Source organism: Pseudomonas sp. TH08 (assembly GCF_016651275.1).
Taxonomy (GTDB): domain Bacteria; phylum Pseudomonadota; class Gammaproteobacteria; order Pseudomonadales; family Pseudomonadaceae; genus Aquipseudomonas.
Genome location: NZ_JAEKEE010000002.1, coordinates 58,513 through 76,404 on the forward strand (window position 1 = coordinate 58,513; position 17,892 = coordinate 76,404).

The 17,892-nt window shown below is 59.8% G+C and carries 19 protein-coding genes; 13 read left to right on the forward strand and 6 right to left on the reverse strand.

Annotated features, from left to right (window positions below; translation table 11 throughout):
* The first annotated feature begins 9 nt into the window (after positions 1-9).
* The 7 genes from JFT91_RS09865 to ppnP all read left to right on the forward strand — a co-directional run bounded on the left by JFT91_RS09865 (position 10) and on the right by ppnP (position 7,576).
* Entirely contained in the window at positions 10-894 is an 885-nt protein-coding gene (locus tag JFT91_RS09865) for an SDR family oxidoreductase (protein ID WP_201232285.1), read from the forward strand.
* Between the two features lie 3 nt (positions 895-897).
* Positions 898-2,514 (forward strand): geranyl-CoA carboxylase subunit beta, encoded by a 1,617-nt coding sequence (gene atuC / locus JFT91_RS09870; RefSeq protein WP_201232286.1) that lies wholly within the window; start codon positions 898-900, stop codon positions 2,512-2,514.
* A 30-nt stretch (positions 2,515-2,544) separates the two neighbouring features.
* Positions 2,545-3,702: a citronellyl-CoA dehydrogenase gene (gene atuD, locus JFT91_RS09875; RefSeq protein WP_201230777.1), complete on the forward strand. Its 1,158-nt coding sequence runs from the start codon at positions 2,545-2,547 to the stop codon at positions 3,700-3,702.
* Positions 3,699-4,496: an enoyl-CoA hydratase/isomerase family protein gene (locus JFT91_RS09880; protein ID WP_201232287.1), complete on the forward strand. Its 798-nt coding sequence runs from the start codon at positions 3,699-3,701 to the stop codon at positions 4,494-4,496. The genes atuD and JFT91_RS09880 overlap by 4 nt, the downstream gene beginning before the upstream one ends.
* A 110-nt stretch (positions 4,497-4,606) precedes the next feature.
* Complete coding sequence (locus tag JFT91_RS09885; RefSeq protein WP_201232288.1) at positions 4,607-6,574, forward strand: acetyl-CoA carboxylase biotin carboxylase subunit; 1,968 nt, start codon at positions 4,607-4,609, stop codon at positions 6,572-6,574.
* A gap of 70 nt (positions 6,575-6,644) precedes the next feature.
* The gene (locus JFT91_RS09890; protein WP_201232289.1) at positions 6,645-7,187 is read left to right on the forward strand and encodes a 3'-5' exonuclease; all 543 of its coding nucleotides are present in this window, start codon (positions 6,645-6,647) and stop codon (positions 7,185-7,187) included.
* A 104-nt stretch (positions 7,188-7,291) separates the two neighbouring features.
* Positions 7,292-7,576 carry a pyrimidine/purine nucleoside phosphorylase gene (gene ppnP / locus JFT91_RS09895; protein ID WP_007940055.1) on the forward strand — a complete coding sequence of 95 codons (285 nt, stop codon included), beginning with the start codon at positions 7,292-7,294 and terminating at the stop codon, positions 7,574-7,576.
* A gap of 73 nt (positions 7,577-7,649) precedes the next feature.
* Here the strand turns inward: ppnP and JFT91_RS09900 are convergent, their stop codons facing one another.
* Complete coding sequence (locus tag JFT91_RS09900) at positions 7,650-8,456, reverse strand: MOSC domain-containing protein (protein WP_201232290.1); 807 nt, start codon at positions 8,454-8,456, stop codon at positions 7,650-7,652.
* 219 nt (positions 8,457-8,675) lie between these two features.
* The gene (locus JFT91_RS09905; protein ID WP_007908676.1) at positions 8,676-9,611 is read right to left on the reverse strand and encodes a chemotaxis protein CheV; all 936 of its coding nucleotides are present in this window, start codon (positions 9,609-9,611) and stop codon (positions 8,676-8,678) included.
* 453 nt (positions 9,612-10,064) lie between these two features.
* Between JFT91_RS09905 and JFT91_RS09910 the strand changes: the two genes are divergently transcribed.
* The 3 genes from JFT91_RS09910 to JFT91_RS09920 all read left to right on the forward strand — a co-directional run bounded on the left by JFT91_RS09910 (position 10,065) and on the right by JFT91_RS09920 (position 12,575).
* Positions 10,065-10,532, forward strand: coding sequence for a hypothetical protein (locus JFT91_RS09910; protein ID WP_201232291.1), 468 nt, complete (start codon positions 10,065-10,067; stop codon positions 10,530-10,532).
* Between the two features lie 493 nt (positions 10,533-11,025).
* On the forward strand, positions 11,026-11,919 hold the full coding sequence (locus JFT91_RS09915; RefSeq protein ID WP_201232626.1) for a sensor histidine kinase: 894 nt from the start codon (positions 11,026-11,028) through the stop codon (positions 11,917-11,919).
* Complete coding sequence (locus JFT91_RS09920; RefSeq protein WP_201230784.1) at positions 11,916-12,575, forward strand: response regulator; 660 nt, start codon at positions 11,916-11,918, stop codon at positions 12,573-12,575. Before JFT91_RS09915 ends, JFT91_RS09920 begins: the two co-directional genes overlap by 4 nt.
* Here the strand turns inward: JFT91_RS09920 and yegS are convergent.
* On the reverse strand, positions 12,559-13,476 hold the full coding sequence (yegS, locus tag JFT91_RS09925; RefSeq protein WP_201232292.1) for a lipid kinase YegS: 918 nt from the start codon (positions 13,474-13,476) through the stop codon (positions 12,559-12,561). The two genes, JFT91_RS09920 and yegS, sit on opposite strands and share 17 nt — an antisense overlap.
* Before the next feature lie 317 nt (positions 13,477-13,793).
* Between yegS and JFT91_RS09930 the strand changes: the two genes are divergently transcribed.
* Entirely contained in the window at positions 13,794-14,102 is a 309-nt protein-coding gene (locus tag JFT91_RS09930) for a hypothetical protein (RefSeq protein ID WP_201232627.1), read from the forward strand.
* A 59-nt stretch (positions 14,103-14,161) separates the two neighbouring features.
* Here the strand turns inward: JFT91_RS09930 and JFT91_RS09935 are convergent, their stop codons facing one another.
* Both JFT91_RS09935 and moaB read right to left on the reverse strand, forming a co-directional pair.
* A complete protein-coding gene (locus JFT91_RS09935) occupies positions 14,162-15,349 on the reverse strand; it encodes a molybdopterin molybdotransferase MoeA (protein WP_201232628.1) in 1,188 nt (395 codons plus the stop codon).
* Between the two features lie 22 nt (positions 15,350-15,371).
* Positions 15,372-15,911: a molybdenum cofactor biosynthesis protein B gene (moaB, locus tag JFT91_RS09940; RefSeq protein WP_201148444.1), complete on the reverse strand. Its 540-nt coding sequence runs from the start codon at positions 15,909-15,911 to the stop codon at positions 15,372-15,374.
* An 81-nt stretch (positions 15,912-15,992) separates the two neighbouring features.
* Between moaB and mobA the strand changes: the two genes are divergently transcribed.
* Together mobA and JFT91_RS09950 are read left to right on the forward strand one after the other, a co-directional pair.
* A complete protein-coding gene (mobA, locus tag JFT91_RS09945; protein WP_201232293.1) occupies positions 15,993-16,595 on the forward strand; it encodes a molybdenum cofactor guanylyltransferase MobA in 603 nt (200 codons plus the stop codon).
* Between the two features lie 78 nt (positions 16,596-16,673).
* On the forward strand, positions 16,674-16,895 hold the full coding sequence (locus tag JFT91_RS09950; protein WP_008088233.1) for a YgdI/YgdR family lipoprotein: 222 nt from the start codon (positions 16,674-16,676) through the stop codon (positions 16,893-16,895).
* Positions 16,896-16,971: 76 nt separating this feature from the next.
* On the opposite strand, the gene JFT91_RS09955 is transcribed toward JFT91_RS09950, so the two are convergent.
* Positions 16,972-17,862, reverse strand: a complete 891-nt coding sequence (locus JFT91_RS09955) for a pseudouridine synthase (protein WP_201230835.1) — start codon at positions 17,860-17,862, stop codon at positions 16,972-16,974.
* Positions 17,863-17,892: the final 30 nt, after the last annotated feature.

Sequence of the window (17,892 nt, forward strand, 5' to 3'; positions counted from 1 at the left end):
ATGGTTTGCATGGCTTACGCGTCGATTTTCCACACCGATCTGTTCAGCGGCCAGACCATTATCGTCACTGGTGGCGGCAGCGGCATCGGCCGTTGCACCGCCCATGAACTGGCAGCGCTCGGCGCCACTGTGCTGCTGGTCGGGCGCAAACCGGAAAAACTCGAAAAAGTCGCCACGGAAATCGCCGAGGACGGCGGCCGCGCACACTGGCAAGCCTGCGACATCCGCGACGAAGAGGCGGTGAAACAACTTGTCAGGGAGCTGATCACCGAACACGGGCCGATTCACGGGTTGGTCAACAATGCTGGCGGCCAGTACCCGTCGCCGTTGGCCTCTATCAATCAGAAAGGTTTCGAAACCGTGCTGCGTACCAACCTGGTCGGCGGTTTTCTGATGGCCCGGGAAGTGTTCAATCAGTCGATGAGCAAACACGGCGGCAACATCGTCAACATGCTCGCCGACATGTGGGGCGGCATGCCCGGCATGGGCCACTCCGGTGCTGCGCGTTCGGGCATGGACAACTTCACCAAAACCGCCGCGTTTGAATGGGGATATGCCGGGGTGCGGGTCAACGCCGTCGCCCCAGGCTGGATCGCCTCCAGCGGCATGGACACTTACGAAGGTGCGTTCAAAGCGGTGATTCCGACCCTGCGCGAGCATGTACCGCTCAAGCGCATCGGCACTGAATCGGAAGTCAGCGCGGCGATTGTGTTTCTGCTCAGCCCGGCAGCAGCGTTTATCAGCGGCAGCACGTTGAAAATCGACGGGGCGGCCAGCCTCGGCAGCCGAGCATGGCCGCTGCACAAGGCGACTCACAGCGAGTCGTTCAATGGTTTTCACCGGGCCTATCTACCAGAAGTGCTTCGTCCCGATGCCCTCAAGGACAAGGAGTAAGCCATGCCGCAGATCCAGTCCCAGCTCGATCCGCACAGCGAGGCCTTCGCACGCAACCGTGCGGCGATGCTCGCGGCAATCGAGCAAGTTGAGCAACTCGAGCAGAACCTGCTGAACAAAGCCGCCGAAGCCAAAGGGAAATTCGACAAACGCGGACAATTGCTGCCGCGCGAACGCCTGAACCTGTTGCTCGACCCCGGCGCGCCGTTCCTCGAACTGGCCAGCCTCGCCGGTTACAAACTGCATGACGACAAGGACGGCAGTTCGGCCGGTGGCGGGTTGATCGCCGGCATCGGTTACGTCTGCGGCATCCGCGCGATGGTGGTGGCCAACAACAGCGCGATCAAGGGCGGCACCATCTCGCCGAGTGGCTTGAAAAAATCCCTGCGTCTGCAACAGATCGCTCAGGAAAACAAACTGCCGGTGATCACCCTCGCCGAAAGCGGCGGCGCCAACCTCAATTACGCGGCAGACATTTTCGTCGAAGGCGCGCGCAGTTTTGCCAATCAGGCGCGCATGTCGGCGATGGGCCTGCCGCAGATCACCGTGGTACACGGCTCAGCCACGGCGGGCGGCGCCTATCAGCCGGGATTGTCGGATTACGTGGTGGTGGTGCGCGGCAAGGCCAAGCTGTTTCTCGCCGGCCCGCCGCTGCTCAAAGCCGCCACCGGTGAAGTCGCCACTGATGAAGAACTCGGTGGCGCCGAGATGCACGCGCAGGTCGCCGGGACGGCGGAATACCTCGCTGAAAACGATGCCGATGGCGTGCGCCAGGTGCGTGAAATTCTGCGGATGCTGCCGTGGAACGAGCAACTGCCGTGGCTGCCCGAGCCGCAATACAAAGAGCCGCTCTACCCCGTCGAAGAACTGCTCGGGTTGATCCCCGACGATCCGAAAAAACCCTATGACGTGCGCGAAATCATCGCGCGCATCGCCGATGAATCGTGCTTTCTCGAATTCAAGGGTGAGTTCGATCAGCAAACGATCTGCGGCCAGTTGAAGATTCAGGGCCGCGCCTGCGGCTTCATCGGCAACAACGGCCCGATCACACCGAACGGCGCCAGCAAAGCCGCGCAGTTCATCCAACTGTGCGACCAGAGCCAGACGCCGCTGCTGTTTTTCCACAACACCACAGGCTTCATGGTCGGCACCGAATCGGAACAGCAAGGCGTGATCAAACACGGCTCGAAACTGATTCAAGCGGTAGCCAATGCACGGGTGCCCAAACTGACCGTCGTCGTCGGCGGTTCATACGGCGCCGGCAACTACGCGATGTGCGGGCGCGGTCTTGATCCGCGCTTCATCTTCGCCTGGCCGAACAGCCGCACGGCGGTGATGGGTGGCGCGCAGGCCGGCAAAGTCTTGCGCATTGTCACCGAAGCCAAGCAACTCAAGGACGGTCTGGTGCCAGACCCGAAAATGCTCGACATGCTTGAGCAGGTCACCGCGCAGAAACTCGACGGCCAGTCCACCGCGCTCTACGGCAGCGCAAACTTGTGGGACGACGGGCTGATCGATCCACGCGACACGCGCACGCTGCTCGGCTACTTGCTGGATATTTGCCAAGAAGCGGACATGCGCAACCTGCAACCCAACAGCTTCGGCGTCAGCCGGTTCTGACCGCCTCGGACCTCTCGGAGAACAATAACAATGATCTTCACCCCGGAACACGAAGCCCTGCGCCGTACCGTCCGCCAGTTCGTCGAGCACGAGATCAACCCGCACGTCGATGAATGGGAAAAGGCCGGACGCTTTCCCATCCACGAGATTTTCCGCCAGGCCGGCGACCTCGGTTTGCTGGGCATTTCCAAACCGGAAAAATTCGGCGGCATGGGTCTTGATTACAGCTATTCGATTGTCGCCGCTGAAGAGTTCGGCACCATTCATTGCGGCGGCATTCCGATGTCGATCGGCGTGCAGACCGACATGTGCACCCCGGCCCTCGCCCGCTTCGGCTCCGATGAATTGCGTGAAGAGTTCTTGCGCCCGGCGATTACCGGCGAGCAGGTCGGCTGCATTGGCGTCTCCGAAGTCGGCGCTGGTTCGGATGTCGCCGGACTGAAAACCACTGCGCGCAAGGACGGCGACGACTACGTGATCGACGGCAGCAAAATGTGGATCACCAACTCGCCGAGCGCCGACTTCATCTGCCTGCTGGCCAACACCTCGGACGACAAACCGCACATCAACAAGTCGCTGATCATGGTGCCGATGAACACGCCGGGCATCAGTCTCAGTTCGCACCTGGACAAGCTCGGTATGCGCAGCTCGGAAACCGCCCAGGTGTTTTTCGACAATGTGCGCGTGCCGCAGCGCAACCGCATCGGCCATGAAGGCGCCGGGTTCATGATGCAGATGCTGCAGTTTCAGGAAGAACGCCTGTTCGGTGCGGCGAACATGCTCAAAGGCCTGGAATACTGCGTCGACAGCACCATCGAGTACTGCAAAGAGCGCAAGACCTTTGGCAATGCGCTGATCGACAATCAGGTCATCCACTTCCGTCTCGCCGAACTGCAGACCGAAATCGAGTGCCTGCGCGCGCTGGTCTATCAAGCCACCGAGCAGTACATCAAAGGTCAGGACGTCACGCGCCTGGCCTCGATGGCCAAGCTCAAGGCCGGGCGGCTGGGCCGCGAAGTCAGCGACAGCTGCCTGCAATATTGGGGCGGCATGGGTTTCATGTGGGACAACCCGGTGGCTCGCGCCTATCGCGATGTGCGGCTGGTGTCGATTGGCGGCGGCGCCGACGAAATCATGCTGGGGATCATCTGCAAACTGATGGGCATCTTGCCGGGGAAAAAGAAATGAGCCGACTGCCCGAATGCCAGACCCTGCTCCTGGAACTGCATGGCGGCGTGCTGCACATCACCCTCAACCGCCCCGAAAGCCGCAATGCGATGAGCCTGCAGATGGTCGCCGAGCTGCGCGCGACGCTGGCGGCCGTGGCTGATGATCGAGCTGTTCGCGCGCTGGTGCTCAGTGGTGCTGGCGGGCATTTTTGCGCGGGTGGCGACATCAAGGACATGGCCAACGCCCGCGGTCAGGGTGCAGATGCTTACCGCGACTTGAACCGGGCGTTCGGTGCTTTGCTGGAAGAAGCCCAGCACGCACCGCAAGTGTTGATCTGCCTGTTGCAAGGCGCAGTCATGGGCGGTGGTTTCGGCCTGGCCTGTGTCAGCGATATCGCCATCGCCGAGCACAAGGCGCAGTTTGGTTTGCCGGAAACCAGTCTGGGGCTGATCCCGGCGCAGATCGCGCCATTCGTCGTGCAACGTATAGGTCTGACTGAAACGCGCCGACTGGCCCTGACGGCTGCACGCTTCGATGGCCATCAAGCACGGCGTTTGGGCCTGGTGCATTTTGTCGAGGAGGATCCTCAGGCGCTGGCCGAGCGTCTGGATGAAGTGCTGCAGCATGTGCTGTGTTGTGCGCCGGAGGCGAATGCTGCGACGAAGAAATTGCTGCTCGCCAGTGCCGGGCAGCCGTCGAGTGAGTTGCTGGATGAGGCGGCGCAATGGTTCAGCGAAGCGGTGACCGGTGCTGAAGGCATCGAGGGAACACTGGCCTTTGTGCAAAAGCGAAAACCCGGGTGGGCCACCTAAAAGCTTCGCGAGCAGGATCGCTCCCACAAGGAAATGCATTCCAAATGTGGGAGCGAGCCTGCTCGCGAAGAGGCCAACACATTCACCGCCACAATTTCAGGAACAAGACCATGCCCGCCATCCACAAAATCCTGATCGCCAACCGCGGTGAAATCGCCTGCCGCATTCAGCGCACCGCCCAGGCTTTGGGCTACCGCACCGTCGCCGTTTACAGCGACGCCGATGCCGATGCCGATGCGCTGCACGTGCAAATGGCCGATCAAGCCGTACACCTCGGCCCGTCCCCAGTGCAGCAATCCTATCTGAACATCACGGCGATCCTCGACGCCGCCCGCCGCAGTGGCGCGGACGCGATCCATCCCGGCTACGGTTTTCTTTCCGAGAACGCCGAGTTCGCCCGTGCCTGTGAACAGGCTGGCCTGACCTTCATCGGCCCCAGCGTCGAAGCCATCGAATTGATGGGCAGCAAACGTCGCTCGAAAATCGCCATGCTCGAAGCCGGCGTTCCATGCATCGCCGGTTACCAGGGCGCCGAACAGGACGACGCCACCCTGCTGCGCGAAGCCGAGCGCATCGGCTATCCGCTGATGATCAAGGCCAGTGCCGGCGGTGGCGGCCGTGGCATGCGTCTGGTGCACGATGCCGCTGATTTGCCGGCGCAGCTGCGCACCGCGCGCTCGGAAGCTTTGAACGGTTTCGGCAGCGACGAACTGATCCTCGAACAGGCATTGATCGAACCGCGACACGTCGAAGTGCAGCTGTTCGGCGATCAGCACGGCAACCTGATCTACCTCGGCGAGCGCGACTGCTCCGTGCAGCGTCGCCATCAGAAAGTCATCGAAGAAGCGCCGTGCCCGGTGATGACGCCGCCGTTGCGCGAGGCCATGGGCGAAGCGGCGCTCAAGGCCGGGCGCGCCGTCAGTTATGTCGGCGCCGGGACTGTGGAGTTTCTGCTCGATGCACGCGGGCAGTTCTACTTTCTGGAAATGAACACTCGCCTGCAAGTCGAGCACCCGGTGACCGAACTGATCACCGGGCAAGACCTGGTCGCCTGGCAATTACTGGTCGCCGAAGGGCAAGCGTTGCCGCTGACGCAGGATCAAGTGCGGCTCAATGGCCATGCCATGGAAGTTCGCCTTTACGCTGAGGACCCGGCGCAGGATTTTCTGCCGCAAACCGGTCGCATCACGGCGTGGGAGCCTGCGCTGCAGCAAGGCGCACGCATTGATCACGGCCTGCGCGAAGGCCAGTCGATCAGCCCGTTCTACGACCCGATGCTGGGTAAATTGATCGCTTATGGCGCCACCCGCGAAGAGGCGCGGCGCAAACTGTTGCGCGCAGTACAGGACACGGTGTTATTGGGCGTGCAAAGCAATCAGCGCTTGTTGGCCAGCCTGCTGCAACACCCGCAGTTCGTCAGCGGCGAATTCAGTACCGCTTTTATCGCGCAGCACTTCAGCGATCACCCCTGCCTGCAGCGCTACGCCCCCGACGCCGAGGCACTGGCAATCGCCGCGGTATTGTTCTATCAAACCAGCGCCCTCAGCCACCGCGCGCCGCTCAGCGGTTGGCGCAACAACGCCAGCGTGCCGCTGCACTATCGCCTTGGGCAGGAGGAGCAAAGCTGGTCGCTGCAACTGCTGGCTGCAGGGCCAGGCGCGTTCAAGGTGCACGTGTCCGAGCGCAGCATCGAATTGCAACTCATCGACCAGGACGCGCATTCGCTGACCCTGGAAATCGACGGCCTGCGCCAGCGCCACGCCTATCGCCTCGACGCCGAACAACTCTGGCTGTTCACCCATCCCGGCAGCCTGCGCCTGGAGAATCGAACTCACGCGGTGATCGACAGTCAGACCAGCGTCAGTTCCGGCACGCTCAAGGCGCCCATGGACGGCGCCATCGTCGACGTACTGGTCAGCGAAGGCAGCCCGGTCAGCAAAGGGCAATTGCTGGTGGTGCTGGAGGCAATGAAAATGGAGCACCCGCTCAAGGCCGGCATCGATGGCGTGCTCAAACGGGTGCAGGTCAAGGTCGGCGATCAGGTAAAAAATCGTCAGGTTCTGTTGCAGGTCGAGTAGTCAGCCAGGCGCAAACGCAGGGTTTGACTACGCTCTGAAGAATCAGAACGCGGAAATCAGGAACCCTGCGATGCCCCACTGGCTGGTCATAGATCTGGAAGCCACCACCGATGAGGGTGGCTGGCCGGTCACCGAGATGGAAATTATCGAGATCGGCGCCACCCTGGTCGATCGTGCCGGGCGCGAGCAGGATCACTTCCAGCGCTTCGTGAAACCGACGCGGCGGCCCTTGCTCACGCCCTTCTGTCGCGAACTCACGCACATCTCCCAAGCCAACATCGACGCAGCGCAGCCGTTGAACGAAGTCTGGCCGGCATTTGAACGCTGGCTCGCTCAGCATCAGGCGCGCCTGGAAGGCTGGGCCAGCTGGGGCGATTACGACCGCAAGCAGTTGTTGCAGGAATGGCAGCGTCTGCACATCGACAGCGGGTTGAGCCGCGTGCCGCACATGAACCTCAAGCAACGTTTCGCCAAGGCCCGGCGCTTGGAACGGCCGCTGGGGCTTAACGGTGCACTGCAACTGGCCGGCATGCAGTTCAGCGGTCAACAGCATCGGGCCCTGGAAGATGCACGCAATACCGCACGGCTACTGCCCTTGGTATTGCCACTCTAGGGTCAGTTCGAGAACTCGGCGGACAGAGGCTGGGCAGGTGACGGCGCTAAAAGCCTTGTGCATACTGGCCGCCTCACTTTTTAACCCTTTTCGAGGAATCGCCCATGTTTAAAGTCAACGAGTACTTCGACGGCACCGTCAAGTCGATCGCCTTTGGCACTGCTGAAGGTCCTGCGACCATTGGCGTCATGGCCCCGGGCGAATACGAATTCGGCACCAGCCAGCGTGAAATCATGCACGTGGTGTCGGGCGCACTGACGGTCAAACTGCCGGACAGCAGCGACTGGGAAACCTTCGCCGCCGGCAGCCAGTTCAACGTCCCGGCCAACAGCAAGTTCCAACTGAAAGTCGCGGTCGATACCGCTTACCTGTGCGAGTACCGCGGCTAAACCCACGGTTTCCAAAGCGCCAATAAAAATGCCCGTGTCCAAGGACACGGGCATTTTTTGTTTCCGCGGCGGATTACTCGAGGATTTCTACCGGCATGCCGACTTCGAGTCGGCCATTACCGTCATTGACCAGGTTCTGGCCGAACATCGCGCCATCGGCCTCGGCACGGTATTTCTGCAAGGTCGCCAGTGGTTCGCGATCGGTGCTGCGCTCGCCCGTTTGCGGATCAATGGTGGTAAGGATGCAGCGCGAGCACGGTTTGACCACGCGGAACTCGACATCGCCAATGCGAATGCGCTTCCAGCGGTCCTCGGCATACGCTTCGCTGCCTTCGATCACCAGATTCGGTCGGAAACGCAGCATTTCCAGGGGCCGCCCGACCTTTTGCGCAAGGTCCTGCAGCGACGCTTCGCCGATCAACAACAACGGAAAACCATCGGCAAACGCAACCTGATCATCATCGTTGCCATAACCGGCTTGCGTGGTGCGGGCACGATCCAGCGGCACTTGTACCAGTCGCGTCGGTTTGCCGATGAAGTCGCTGACCCAGCGGGCCGCCTCGTCGCCGGCATCCGGCACGCGCAGGGTGTCTCGCCAGATGGTCACGCCGCGCAGTTCAGCGTCGTTGCCCGGCAAGGCTATCTCGATGGAGGACTGTTGCGGCGCGCTCAGGGTCAAGCCGCCCTGCGCATTCCACAAGGCCGACAACTGGCTCATCTTCGCCTCGGCACGCTGGGTCAGGAAGCGCCCACTGGCTTCATCCACGAGCATCCAGCGTCGGTCGCCATCAAGCCCCAGCTTGTCGAGGTCGACGCTTTGCAGCACATCGACTTTGCCGGATTTCAACGGGTAACGATAAAGCGCGCTCAGACGCAGCATGGCCAGCTCCCTGGAGGGTAAAAAACGCCACCCTATACGAGCTTCATGCACGAATCAAAGGCTGAATGAATCCATTAGAAGATGAGCCCTGTGGCGAGGGGATTTATCCCCGATGGGTTGCGGAGCAGCCCCTCTTTCGATTTCAAGAAAGGGACATTCCGTAGCGCATCGGGGATAAATCCCCTCGCCACAGGGCTCACTCCTACAAAGGGGGTGTGATCAGGCCGGGACTTCGTCGAGCATCAGGCGCTGGCGCACCACGTCGACCAGTTTGTCCGGCTGGAATTTGGAGAGGAAGTTGTCGCACCCGACCTTCTTCACCATCGAGTCGTTGAAACTGCCCGACAGCGAGGTGTGCAACACCACGTACAAACCGCGCAGGCGCGGGTCGTTACGGATCTCGGTGGTCAGACGGTAGCCATCCATTTCCGGCATCTCAGCGTCGGTGAAGATCATCAGCAGCTTGTCGGTCATGTTCACGCCGGTGTCGGCCCAGGCCTTGAGCATGTTCAGCGCCTTCAAGCCATCGCTGGCGATGTGCATTTTCACACCGAGTTGGCCGAGGGTGTCGCGCAACTGCGAGAGCGCCACGTTGGAGTCGTCCACCAGCAGCACTTCACGACCACGGGCACGTTCCAGCACCGGGTCTTCGAGTTTTTCCCGCGAGACTTTGGCGTTGTACGGGACGATTTCGGCGAGAACTTTCTCGACGTCGATGATTTCCACCAGTTGGTCGTCGACCTTGCTGATCGCGGTCAGGTAATGCTGACGGCCAGCGCTGGTCGGCGGCGGCAGAATGGCTTCCCAGTTCATGTTGACGATGCGATCCACACCACCGACGAGGAAGGCCTGCACCGAACGGTTGTACTCGGTGACGATGATAGTGCTGTTCGGACCCGGCACCAGCGGGCGCATGCCGATCGCCTGCGACAGGTCGATCACCGGCAACGTCTGTCCACGCAGATTGACCACGCCGCAAACAAACGGGTGACGCTGAGGCATCAGCGTCAACTTCGGCAACTGCAATACTTCCTGAACCTTGAACACGTTGATCGCGAACAACTGCCGTCCGGCCAGACGGAACATGAGAATTTCCAGGCGATTCTCACCCACCAGTTGCGTGCGTTGGTCTACCGTGTCGAGAATGCCGGCCATCAATGACTCCTGGGCTTGTTCTGATGAATTCACTATGGGAGGTTATCGGCTGCGGATGGCGGTTCTTGATGGCCACACGCAGTCCGTTAAAAATGCCATGTTCAGGCATTGATGTCACATTAACATCATGGTTTACTGGCCCGGTGAAATTCATCTGCTACATTCTCTGCAGCGCGACCTCGGTTTGCGCCACAGGTTCCCGCGCCTAAGGGATTCCCCTATGGGCAATCAGGCCTAACCTGATGTTCGCAATATCCAATAGCCATTAATGTGACGCCATTCTCATTGCATGAACGGAGTCAGGCTATTGTGTGCGATCGCAGGTCAGTGGAAACACATCCTCTTGAAACCCCGAACCTGTGCACCTGCACACCGGGGCGCGATCTCGCGACGGTTCATGAACGTCGACACACACGGCATTCCCTCATCAGACATGACGTTGTGGAGATAAGCATGCCAAACGACCTCAAGGACTGGGCGCAACGGTTCCCCGAATTCCTCGTCGAGGCTGAAACACTCCTGGCCAAATCCGAGGAATGCCTCAGTCACCTGCGATTGATCAGCAACGACAAAGACGCCATCGAATGCATGCTCAGCACTCTCCTCAAGCTGGCAAGCAAAGCCGATGCCCTCGCGCTGGAAGCGATTTCCGGATTTTCCCTGCACCTGCACGGCCTGCTCAATCAGGCGCAAGACCACGTCGACCTGCATGCACAGGCACTCGAAGCCCTGCAAGACTGCTTCACCCTGATGGCCTGGCAACTGGAACTGATCGATCAGACCACCGGCCAGTTGAGCCTCGACGACAGCGAACAGACCTCGCTCATCGAAGCCTTCGCCTCTCAGGTCGGTCAAAGTCAGTTCCAACGGCCACACGCCAAAACGCTGTCTCTGGTGACGTTTACGGAGCGACAAGCCTGACCCCGGCTAGAGAGCTGCGCGTTGCCGGCGCCTGACAACGCCGATACCGAATGTCGCAATTGAATAGTTCATACCCGCCAGCGACATAATCGAATAAATAATCACACCTGAACCCAGCAGACTTCTTCCTCCCGGTGTCAGGGTTTGCCTGTGTATATAGAAGCCAACTTCAGGCATCGTCGATTGCTATCGAATTGAATAAATCAACTTTTTCATTATGGAACTCACGTCCATCCTCACGTGTTTCCTGACCGACTGGACATATATAGCAAACGCGACCAACGGTATCTTAAGTGGTATTATGCCGCGCATTAGTTGCTTTCAATTAATGGCACAGTGATTTCAGCGATAAGCTCCCGGCGAAGTTGGCGAGCACATATCGATCACGCGACGTTGTTGAACTCAATAACATAAATGACAGTGTTTTCAGACAGAGACCCGCCAGCCAGCTGACCGGTCTGCCCGCAGCGAACATCCATTGGCTCCATCCGTTATGTACGCCAGCCTCAAGTCAATCGCCACATGGCCACCTTCCCGGGAAAATGCCCGCCGGTTCACACTTATATTGTGTGTCGCCGCGGCGCTCGGCAGCCTGCTGGCCTATGGCTTTTCCCTGCCGCTGCCCTTGGGGGTGCTGGTTCTCACCATCGCCGCCACCGCGTGTGTCTGGGTGCAATATCGGCTGTCGCGCAAATCAATCAAGTTTCAGCCCCAAGAGCTGGCGGACCGCTTGCTGGAAGTCCAGGAGAACGAGCGCCATCGTCTCAGCCGTGAACTGCACGACGACATCGGTCAACTGCTGACTGCCGCCAAACTGCAAGGCGAATGGCTCAAACGACGACTGCCGGACGACCTGCAGGAACACTGCACAACGCTGTGCGAGACCCTCGAGGAAACCCTCAATAAAGTGCGCGACGTGTCGGCCATTCTTAACCCACGGCAACTCACCAGCCTGGGTCTTGAAGCCAGTTTGCGCGCGCATTTGCTCAAGACACTGACCAACACGTCGGTGAACTGGAGCCTTGATTGTCAGCAGCGGTTGAACGGCATTCCCGAAGAAATGGCCGTCGCGGCCTTTCGCATTACTCAGGAAGCCGTGACCAACATCCTGCGCCACGCGCAGGCGAAGAATCTGCTGATTCGCGTCCAGCGTTTGCCCAAGGGCCTGACGCTGCTGATCAGCGATGACGGGCAGGGATTTGCCCCGGCAGCCAATCCGGGGCGTGAAGGACAACGCGGCATGGCCGGGATGGCCGAACGGATCGAGCAGTTGGGTGGCACCCTGAGCGTGACCAGCGAGCCGGGCAAAGGCACTCAAATCGAAGCACTTTTCCCCTGGGCGCCGCGCGCACTCGAGCGGGCCAGTACGAATAAGGTTATGCGTTGACTTGTAACTTACTTCTGGTGGATGACCACTCGCTGATCAGGGCCGGCGTGCGCGCTCTGGTACTGGATATTCCCGGTTACGCGGTAATTGGCGAGGCCAATGACGGCTCGCAGCTGCTCGAAATGGTCGAGCAACTGAACCCCGATATCGTCTTGCTGGATATTTCCATGAAAGAAACCGGCGGCCTGGAAGCCCTGCAACGGCTCAAGCGTGTGCGACCACAAAGCAAAGTGCTGATCCTGTCGATGCACACCGACCCGGCGCTGATCATGCAAGCGCTGGAGTCCGGCGCGCATGGCTACCTGCTCAAGGACACCACCGCCACCGAACTCGAACACGCGCTCGAAGCGTTGCGTAACAACGAACGCTACCTGAGCCCGGCCATCGCTCACACGGTGATCAACCAGGCCCTGACGCGCAACCAGAAGAGCCAGCCGGAAACCTCCGACTCGCACAACCTGACCGCGCGCCAACTGGAAATCCTGCGGCTGATCGTACGGGGCAAATCGACCCGGGAGATCGCCAACGGCCTGGGCCTGAGCATCAAGACCGTCGAAACCCACCGCTCGCAGATCATGAAGCGCCTGCAGATCTACGACGTGGCGGGCCTGGTGCTGTTCGCCGTGCGCGAACAGATCATCAGTCTGGACGACTGACGGCGCGAACGCCGCCCAACAGCGGCGAGTCAGCCGGCAGGTGCACCTGCAGCGCTGCCGGCCGCGCCTCGAAGCGCATGCTGCTGCCCTCCAGTGGTTCGCCGTCGAGATTGATATAGAGCCCTTCGGCCACTTTGATTTCGACCCACGGCAAACGCGTGCGTACAAACATGTTTTCGATGCCGAAACCGTCACTGAGCAAGTTCTTCAAAGTGCCGACCAACTCCTGCGGCGCCGGCAGAATACTGATGTCCAGCAAACCGTCATCGGCCAGCGCTTGCGGGCACAACACGTGCCCGCCTCCCGCCTGACGGCCGTTACCGATGCCCAATGCGAGCAGCTCGCCACTCCAATGGAAGTCCGGCCCTTGCAGCTCGCCGTAGGCAGCATGCAATTCGCTGAAGCGCGATAAGCCGGTGAACAGATAGGCCGCGCCACCCAAAACCTTCTTTAGATCTTCCGAGGTATTGGCGGTGACCTGACTGCCAAAGCCGCCGGTGGCCATATTGAGGAAAACCTGCCCGCCCACCTCGCCCAGATCGATGTCACGCGGCGGTACGTCCAACAATTCGAGCGCCTCGGCCGGTTCCAGCGGCACACCCGCCGCACGGGAGAAATCATTGGCCGTGCCCAGCGGCAACAGCACCAGACTGGCCTCGCCCGGATGCGCCGCCAATGCCTGAGCGACGTCGCGCAACGTACCATCGCCGCCCCCGGCAATGATCTTCGAGTAACCGGCAGCCAGCGCCTCCTCGACCATCCGCTCGGCGTCACCGGCTTCCCAGGTCACGCGCACTGCCAATTGCCATCCTTGCTCGCGTTTACTCTCGACGGCGCTGCGAACCGCCTCGTTGAGTGCCTGCTTGCCATGCAGAATCAATAGCGCCCTGCGTTCACTCATTACGGTCACTCCCTGAATGGAATCGGTACGGGACATCTTGACCACTGCGCCGCGCAAAAAAGCCGCAACAATGACAATTAATTCAAGCACTCCAGCCAGCACGTCCTACACGGCGGTATATTTTCTTACAAAACCTGAGGAAACGGCTGAATTGACCCGGCGCCATCATTGGCACATCGTGCCCTGGCGGTAGCAATCTTCAATTTGAAACACACAAGGATGTGCAGTAATGAGTCGATACACCCCGAATGCTTTTAAAAGCTCAAAAGATGGAACAGGTCGCCAACGAATTTCGGAACATGCCGGTGGATACTTCCATGCAAAGCCATGAAGCCAGAATGCCAGTGAGTCCGGTTGCCCCTCTCGCCGATAATCGTGCGAATCACAAATCCGAATTCAAGAACAGCGCCAAGACCACTGGAGAAGTGAATATGGAACCTCGTGTCACAGAGCTGGAAACCCACCTCAAATACATTCGCCGGGACATGGATGAAGTCCGCAGCGATGTCAGAACCATCAAACATCGATTGGCCTATTCGGCGGGCGCCACAGCCGTGATCCTGTGCTTGCTTGGATGGGTGGCGAACAGCCGCTTCGAACAACTCGTTTCGATCATGACTCGCTGAATGTTCGATTGAATGCAGGCTTCGGAGGCACCTCCGAGCCTGCACATGCAGCGGTCGAACTAGCTGAGGAGCTCACTCAGCGGAATGAACAGCACTTCGTCGCCCTCGACAAGCGTTCGCCCTTCCAGCACCTCCACCAGCCCATCGGCCCACGCCGCGCTGCGCAGGACACCCGAGCTTTGATTACGATAGATAACGGCACGCCCCTGATCCAGGCGCCCACGCAAATACTCGCGCCGGTTACCTGCCACAGACCAGACGAACCCTGCAGGCACCACAAACTTCAGCGGCTCAACGTCCTGAACGCCCTGACGGCGCAACAGATAGGGGCGCGTCAGCAAGGCGAAGGTCACCAGAGTCGACGCAGGATTGCCGGGCAGCCCAATGACCGGGACACCCCGAAAATGACCAAACGTCAGCGGCTTCCCGGGCTTGATGGCGAGTTTCCACAGCGCCAGTTCGCCCTCCTCTCTCAACGCAATGCCAAGAAAGTCAGCCTCACCCACCGACACACCACCGGTCGAAAGAATCAGATCAACGTCCTGCAATGCACCGAGGCGCTCGCGGGTGGTGGCCAGATCATCCGGAAGAATTCCGGCATCAATCACCTCGCAACCCATGCGCTGCAACCAACTGCACAGCACCACGCGATTGCTGTTGTAGATTTGCCCCGGGCCCAACGCCTGACCCGGTTCGACCAGCTCATCGCCGGTCGACAGCACCGCCACGCGAACCTTGCGCACCACCTGCAAGCCAGCGCAACCCAAGGATGCCGACAAACCTTGTTCAATGGGCCCAAGCCGGGTGCCAGCCGCCAGGATCAATTCGCCGACTGTGGTCTCCTGACCTTGCGCACGAATGTTTTGCCCGGCAATCATGCTTTCAACGAAACGCACGCGGCCATCGGCAAGCACTTCAGCGTTTTCCTGCATTTCAACGCAATCAGCCCCGGCCGGTACCGGCGCACCGGTAAAAATCCGCGCGCAGGTTCCAGGCTGCAAGGGTTCAGGCGCTTGCCCGGCAAAGATTTTCTGACTGACCGGCAACGGCTCGCCGGTCCAATCGGCCAGATTCAGGGCATAGCCATCCATTGCACTGTTCGGCCAGGGCGGCAGATCCAGTGTCGATATCAGGTCCTCGGCGAGCACCCGCCCCTGAACGTCTGCCAATGGCAAAAACTCGCGCTCGACTATCGGCGAGGCCTCGGCCATTTCCAGCAGTCGCGCCAGCGCCACTTCGACCGGCATCAAGGTGCCGGTCTTGCCCGGCTTACCCACGGGATTCACAAGGTTCAGCCTGTTTCAGATGGGGGACAAAATTGCATGGGCGGTGCCGAGAATCCAACTGCTCGGCAAGAATACCGTCCCAGCCTGTACGCACGGCGTTGGTCGAGCCCGGCAGGCAGCACACCAGCGTGCCGTTGGCCAGACCTGCCAGCGCCCGGGATTGCACGGTCGAGGTGCCGATATCGGCCACCGAGATCTGCCGGAACAACTCACCGAAACCATCAACCTGTTTGTCGAGCAGGCAAGCCACCGCTTCGGGGGTGCTGTCACGACCGGTAAAGCCGGTGCCGCCGGTAATCAGCACAACCTGCACGACATCGTCGGCAATCCAGTTGGCGACTTGCGCGCGGATTTTGTAGAGGTCATCTTTGAGCAGAACCCGCTCGGCCAGCAGGTGGCCTGCCGCCGTCAAACGGTCGACGAAGACCTGGCCCGAGGTGTCGGTTTCCAGGGTTCGGGTATCACTCACAGTCAGCACCGCAATGTTCAGCGGGGCGAAAGGTACATCAGCCTTGGCTTTCATAGGCTCGTCCAGTTGTAGGAGAAACAGCCCGGTGTTATATCACAGCGCCCCCTTTTTTCGCCGCCCCTCTGGAGAGCCGAGATGACCCTGAATACACAATTGCCTGCCTGCTCCATTCTGCTATTGGCAGGCGGACGCGGCCAACGCATGGGTGGTCAGGACAAAGGTCTGGTTGAATGGCTGGGGGAACCGCTGATTACGCATTTGCACCGCAAGGTGCGCCCGCTGACGGATGATCTGATCATTTCCTGCAACCGCAATCGCGAGCGTTATGCGCCGCTTGCCGACCAATTGGTCGTGGATGACGAAAACGACTTTCCGGGCCCGCTGGCCGGTATCCGCGCAGGCCTGAAGGCGGCGCGTCATTCGCATTTACTGGTATTGCCCTGCGATGTCCCGCGCATTGATGGCGCACTGCTGCAAAGCATGCGTGAAACCGCCCACCAGAATTCTGAAAAACCTTTAATGTTGCGCCATGACGGGCATTGGGAACCTTTGTTGTGCGTGATTCCGGTCGCCCTGCTGGCGGCATTCGAAGAAGCCTGGGATGCGGGTGAGCGCAGCCCCGGCCGAGTGATGCGCAGCCTCGGCGCAACCGCCCTGCAATGCCCGGACAACGACCCGCGACTGGCCAACCTCAATACCCCGGAACTGTTAAATTCGCATAACACTGTGTCAGACTGACAGCATTCAAGGAACTCTCACGCCTTGTGTACGTCTCAGCCTCAGTAACCAAAAGAATTTCCACTCGGAGACACACTCATGACTCAACGGACCCTCGCCACTCTCATGCTCGCACTGGGCTTGGCCACCCTCGCCGGTTGCTCCTCGCCAACAGTGATCACGCTGAATGACGGTCGCGAAATCCAGGCCGTCGACACCCCGAAATACGATGATGATTCGGGCTTCTACGAGTTCAAGCAGCTTGACGGCAAAGAGACTCGCATCAACAAGGATCAGGTTCGCACCGTTAAAGAACTGTAAGCTCTGGGTCGACACCGGATACAGAAAAGCCCGCATTCATGCGGGCTTTTTCATGGGCGCTCGAAAGGCTGAGAAGTCACCACTGCAAGGTGATGCGGCTTTCGAATTCGCGCGCTTCGCCAGTCACCGGGTCAATGAAGCGCAGGCCCTGCGCCAAGAGTTTCAGCGGATTGGCGTAGTCATCCTCGACGTCTTTCAATACGTCCGGGTAAAACGGATCGTTGCAAATGCTCGCGCCCAACGCAGTCATGTGCACACGCAATTGATGTTTTTTGCCGGTGACCGGATACAGGCCATAACGCCACAGGTCGCCATTCTTCTCGCGAACCTCTACAGCGGTTTCAGTGTTGCTGACACCCGGCCCTTCCTGCATGCGGAAAAACGGTTCGCCATCGACCAGACGGCTCTTGTGTACCAAGGGGAAATTCAGCTCTGGCAGCGCCGGTGCGATGGCTTCGTAGCGCTTGTCGATCTGCCGGGTCGGGAACAGTGACTGATACGCCGAACGGGTTTGCGGATTGGCCGAGAAGATCACCAGCCCGGCGGTGTGCCGGTCGATGCGGTGCAACGGCACCAGGTGAGGATTGTCCAAACGCCGAATCAAGCGCCGCAGCAACGTCTGTTCGACATACTCGCCGGCCGGCGTCACCGGGAGGAAATGCGGTTTGTCAGCCACCACCAGATGCTCATCGGCATACAGGATGGTTTCGATGACCGGGATCGGCTTTTCGTCCGGCACTTCACGGAAATAGTGAATGCGCAGACCTTCCTTGTAGGGCAAATCCACCGCGATGGGCTGACCGTTACCGTCCAGCACACGGCCTCGGGCAATTCGATCCAGCCATTGCTCGCGGCCAATGGCACTGAAATGCTCGCACAAGCAATCAAGCACTGTCTGCCAGGAGCCCGGTGGCAGATACAAGGTACTGGCCTGATTGTGTGCCGCGGAAAATGTAGATGTGGACATACGAAAATTCTAACCCTCAATGCAGGCTGG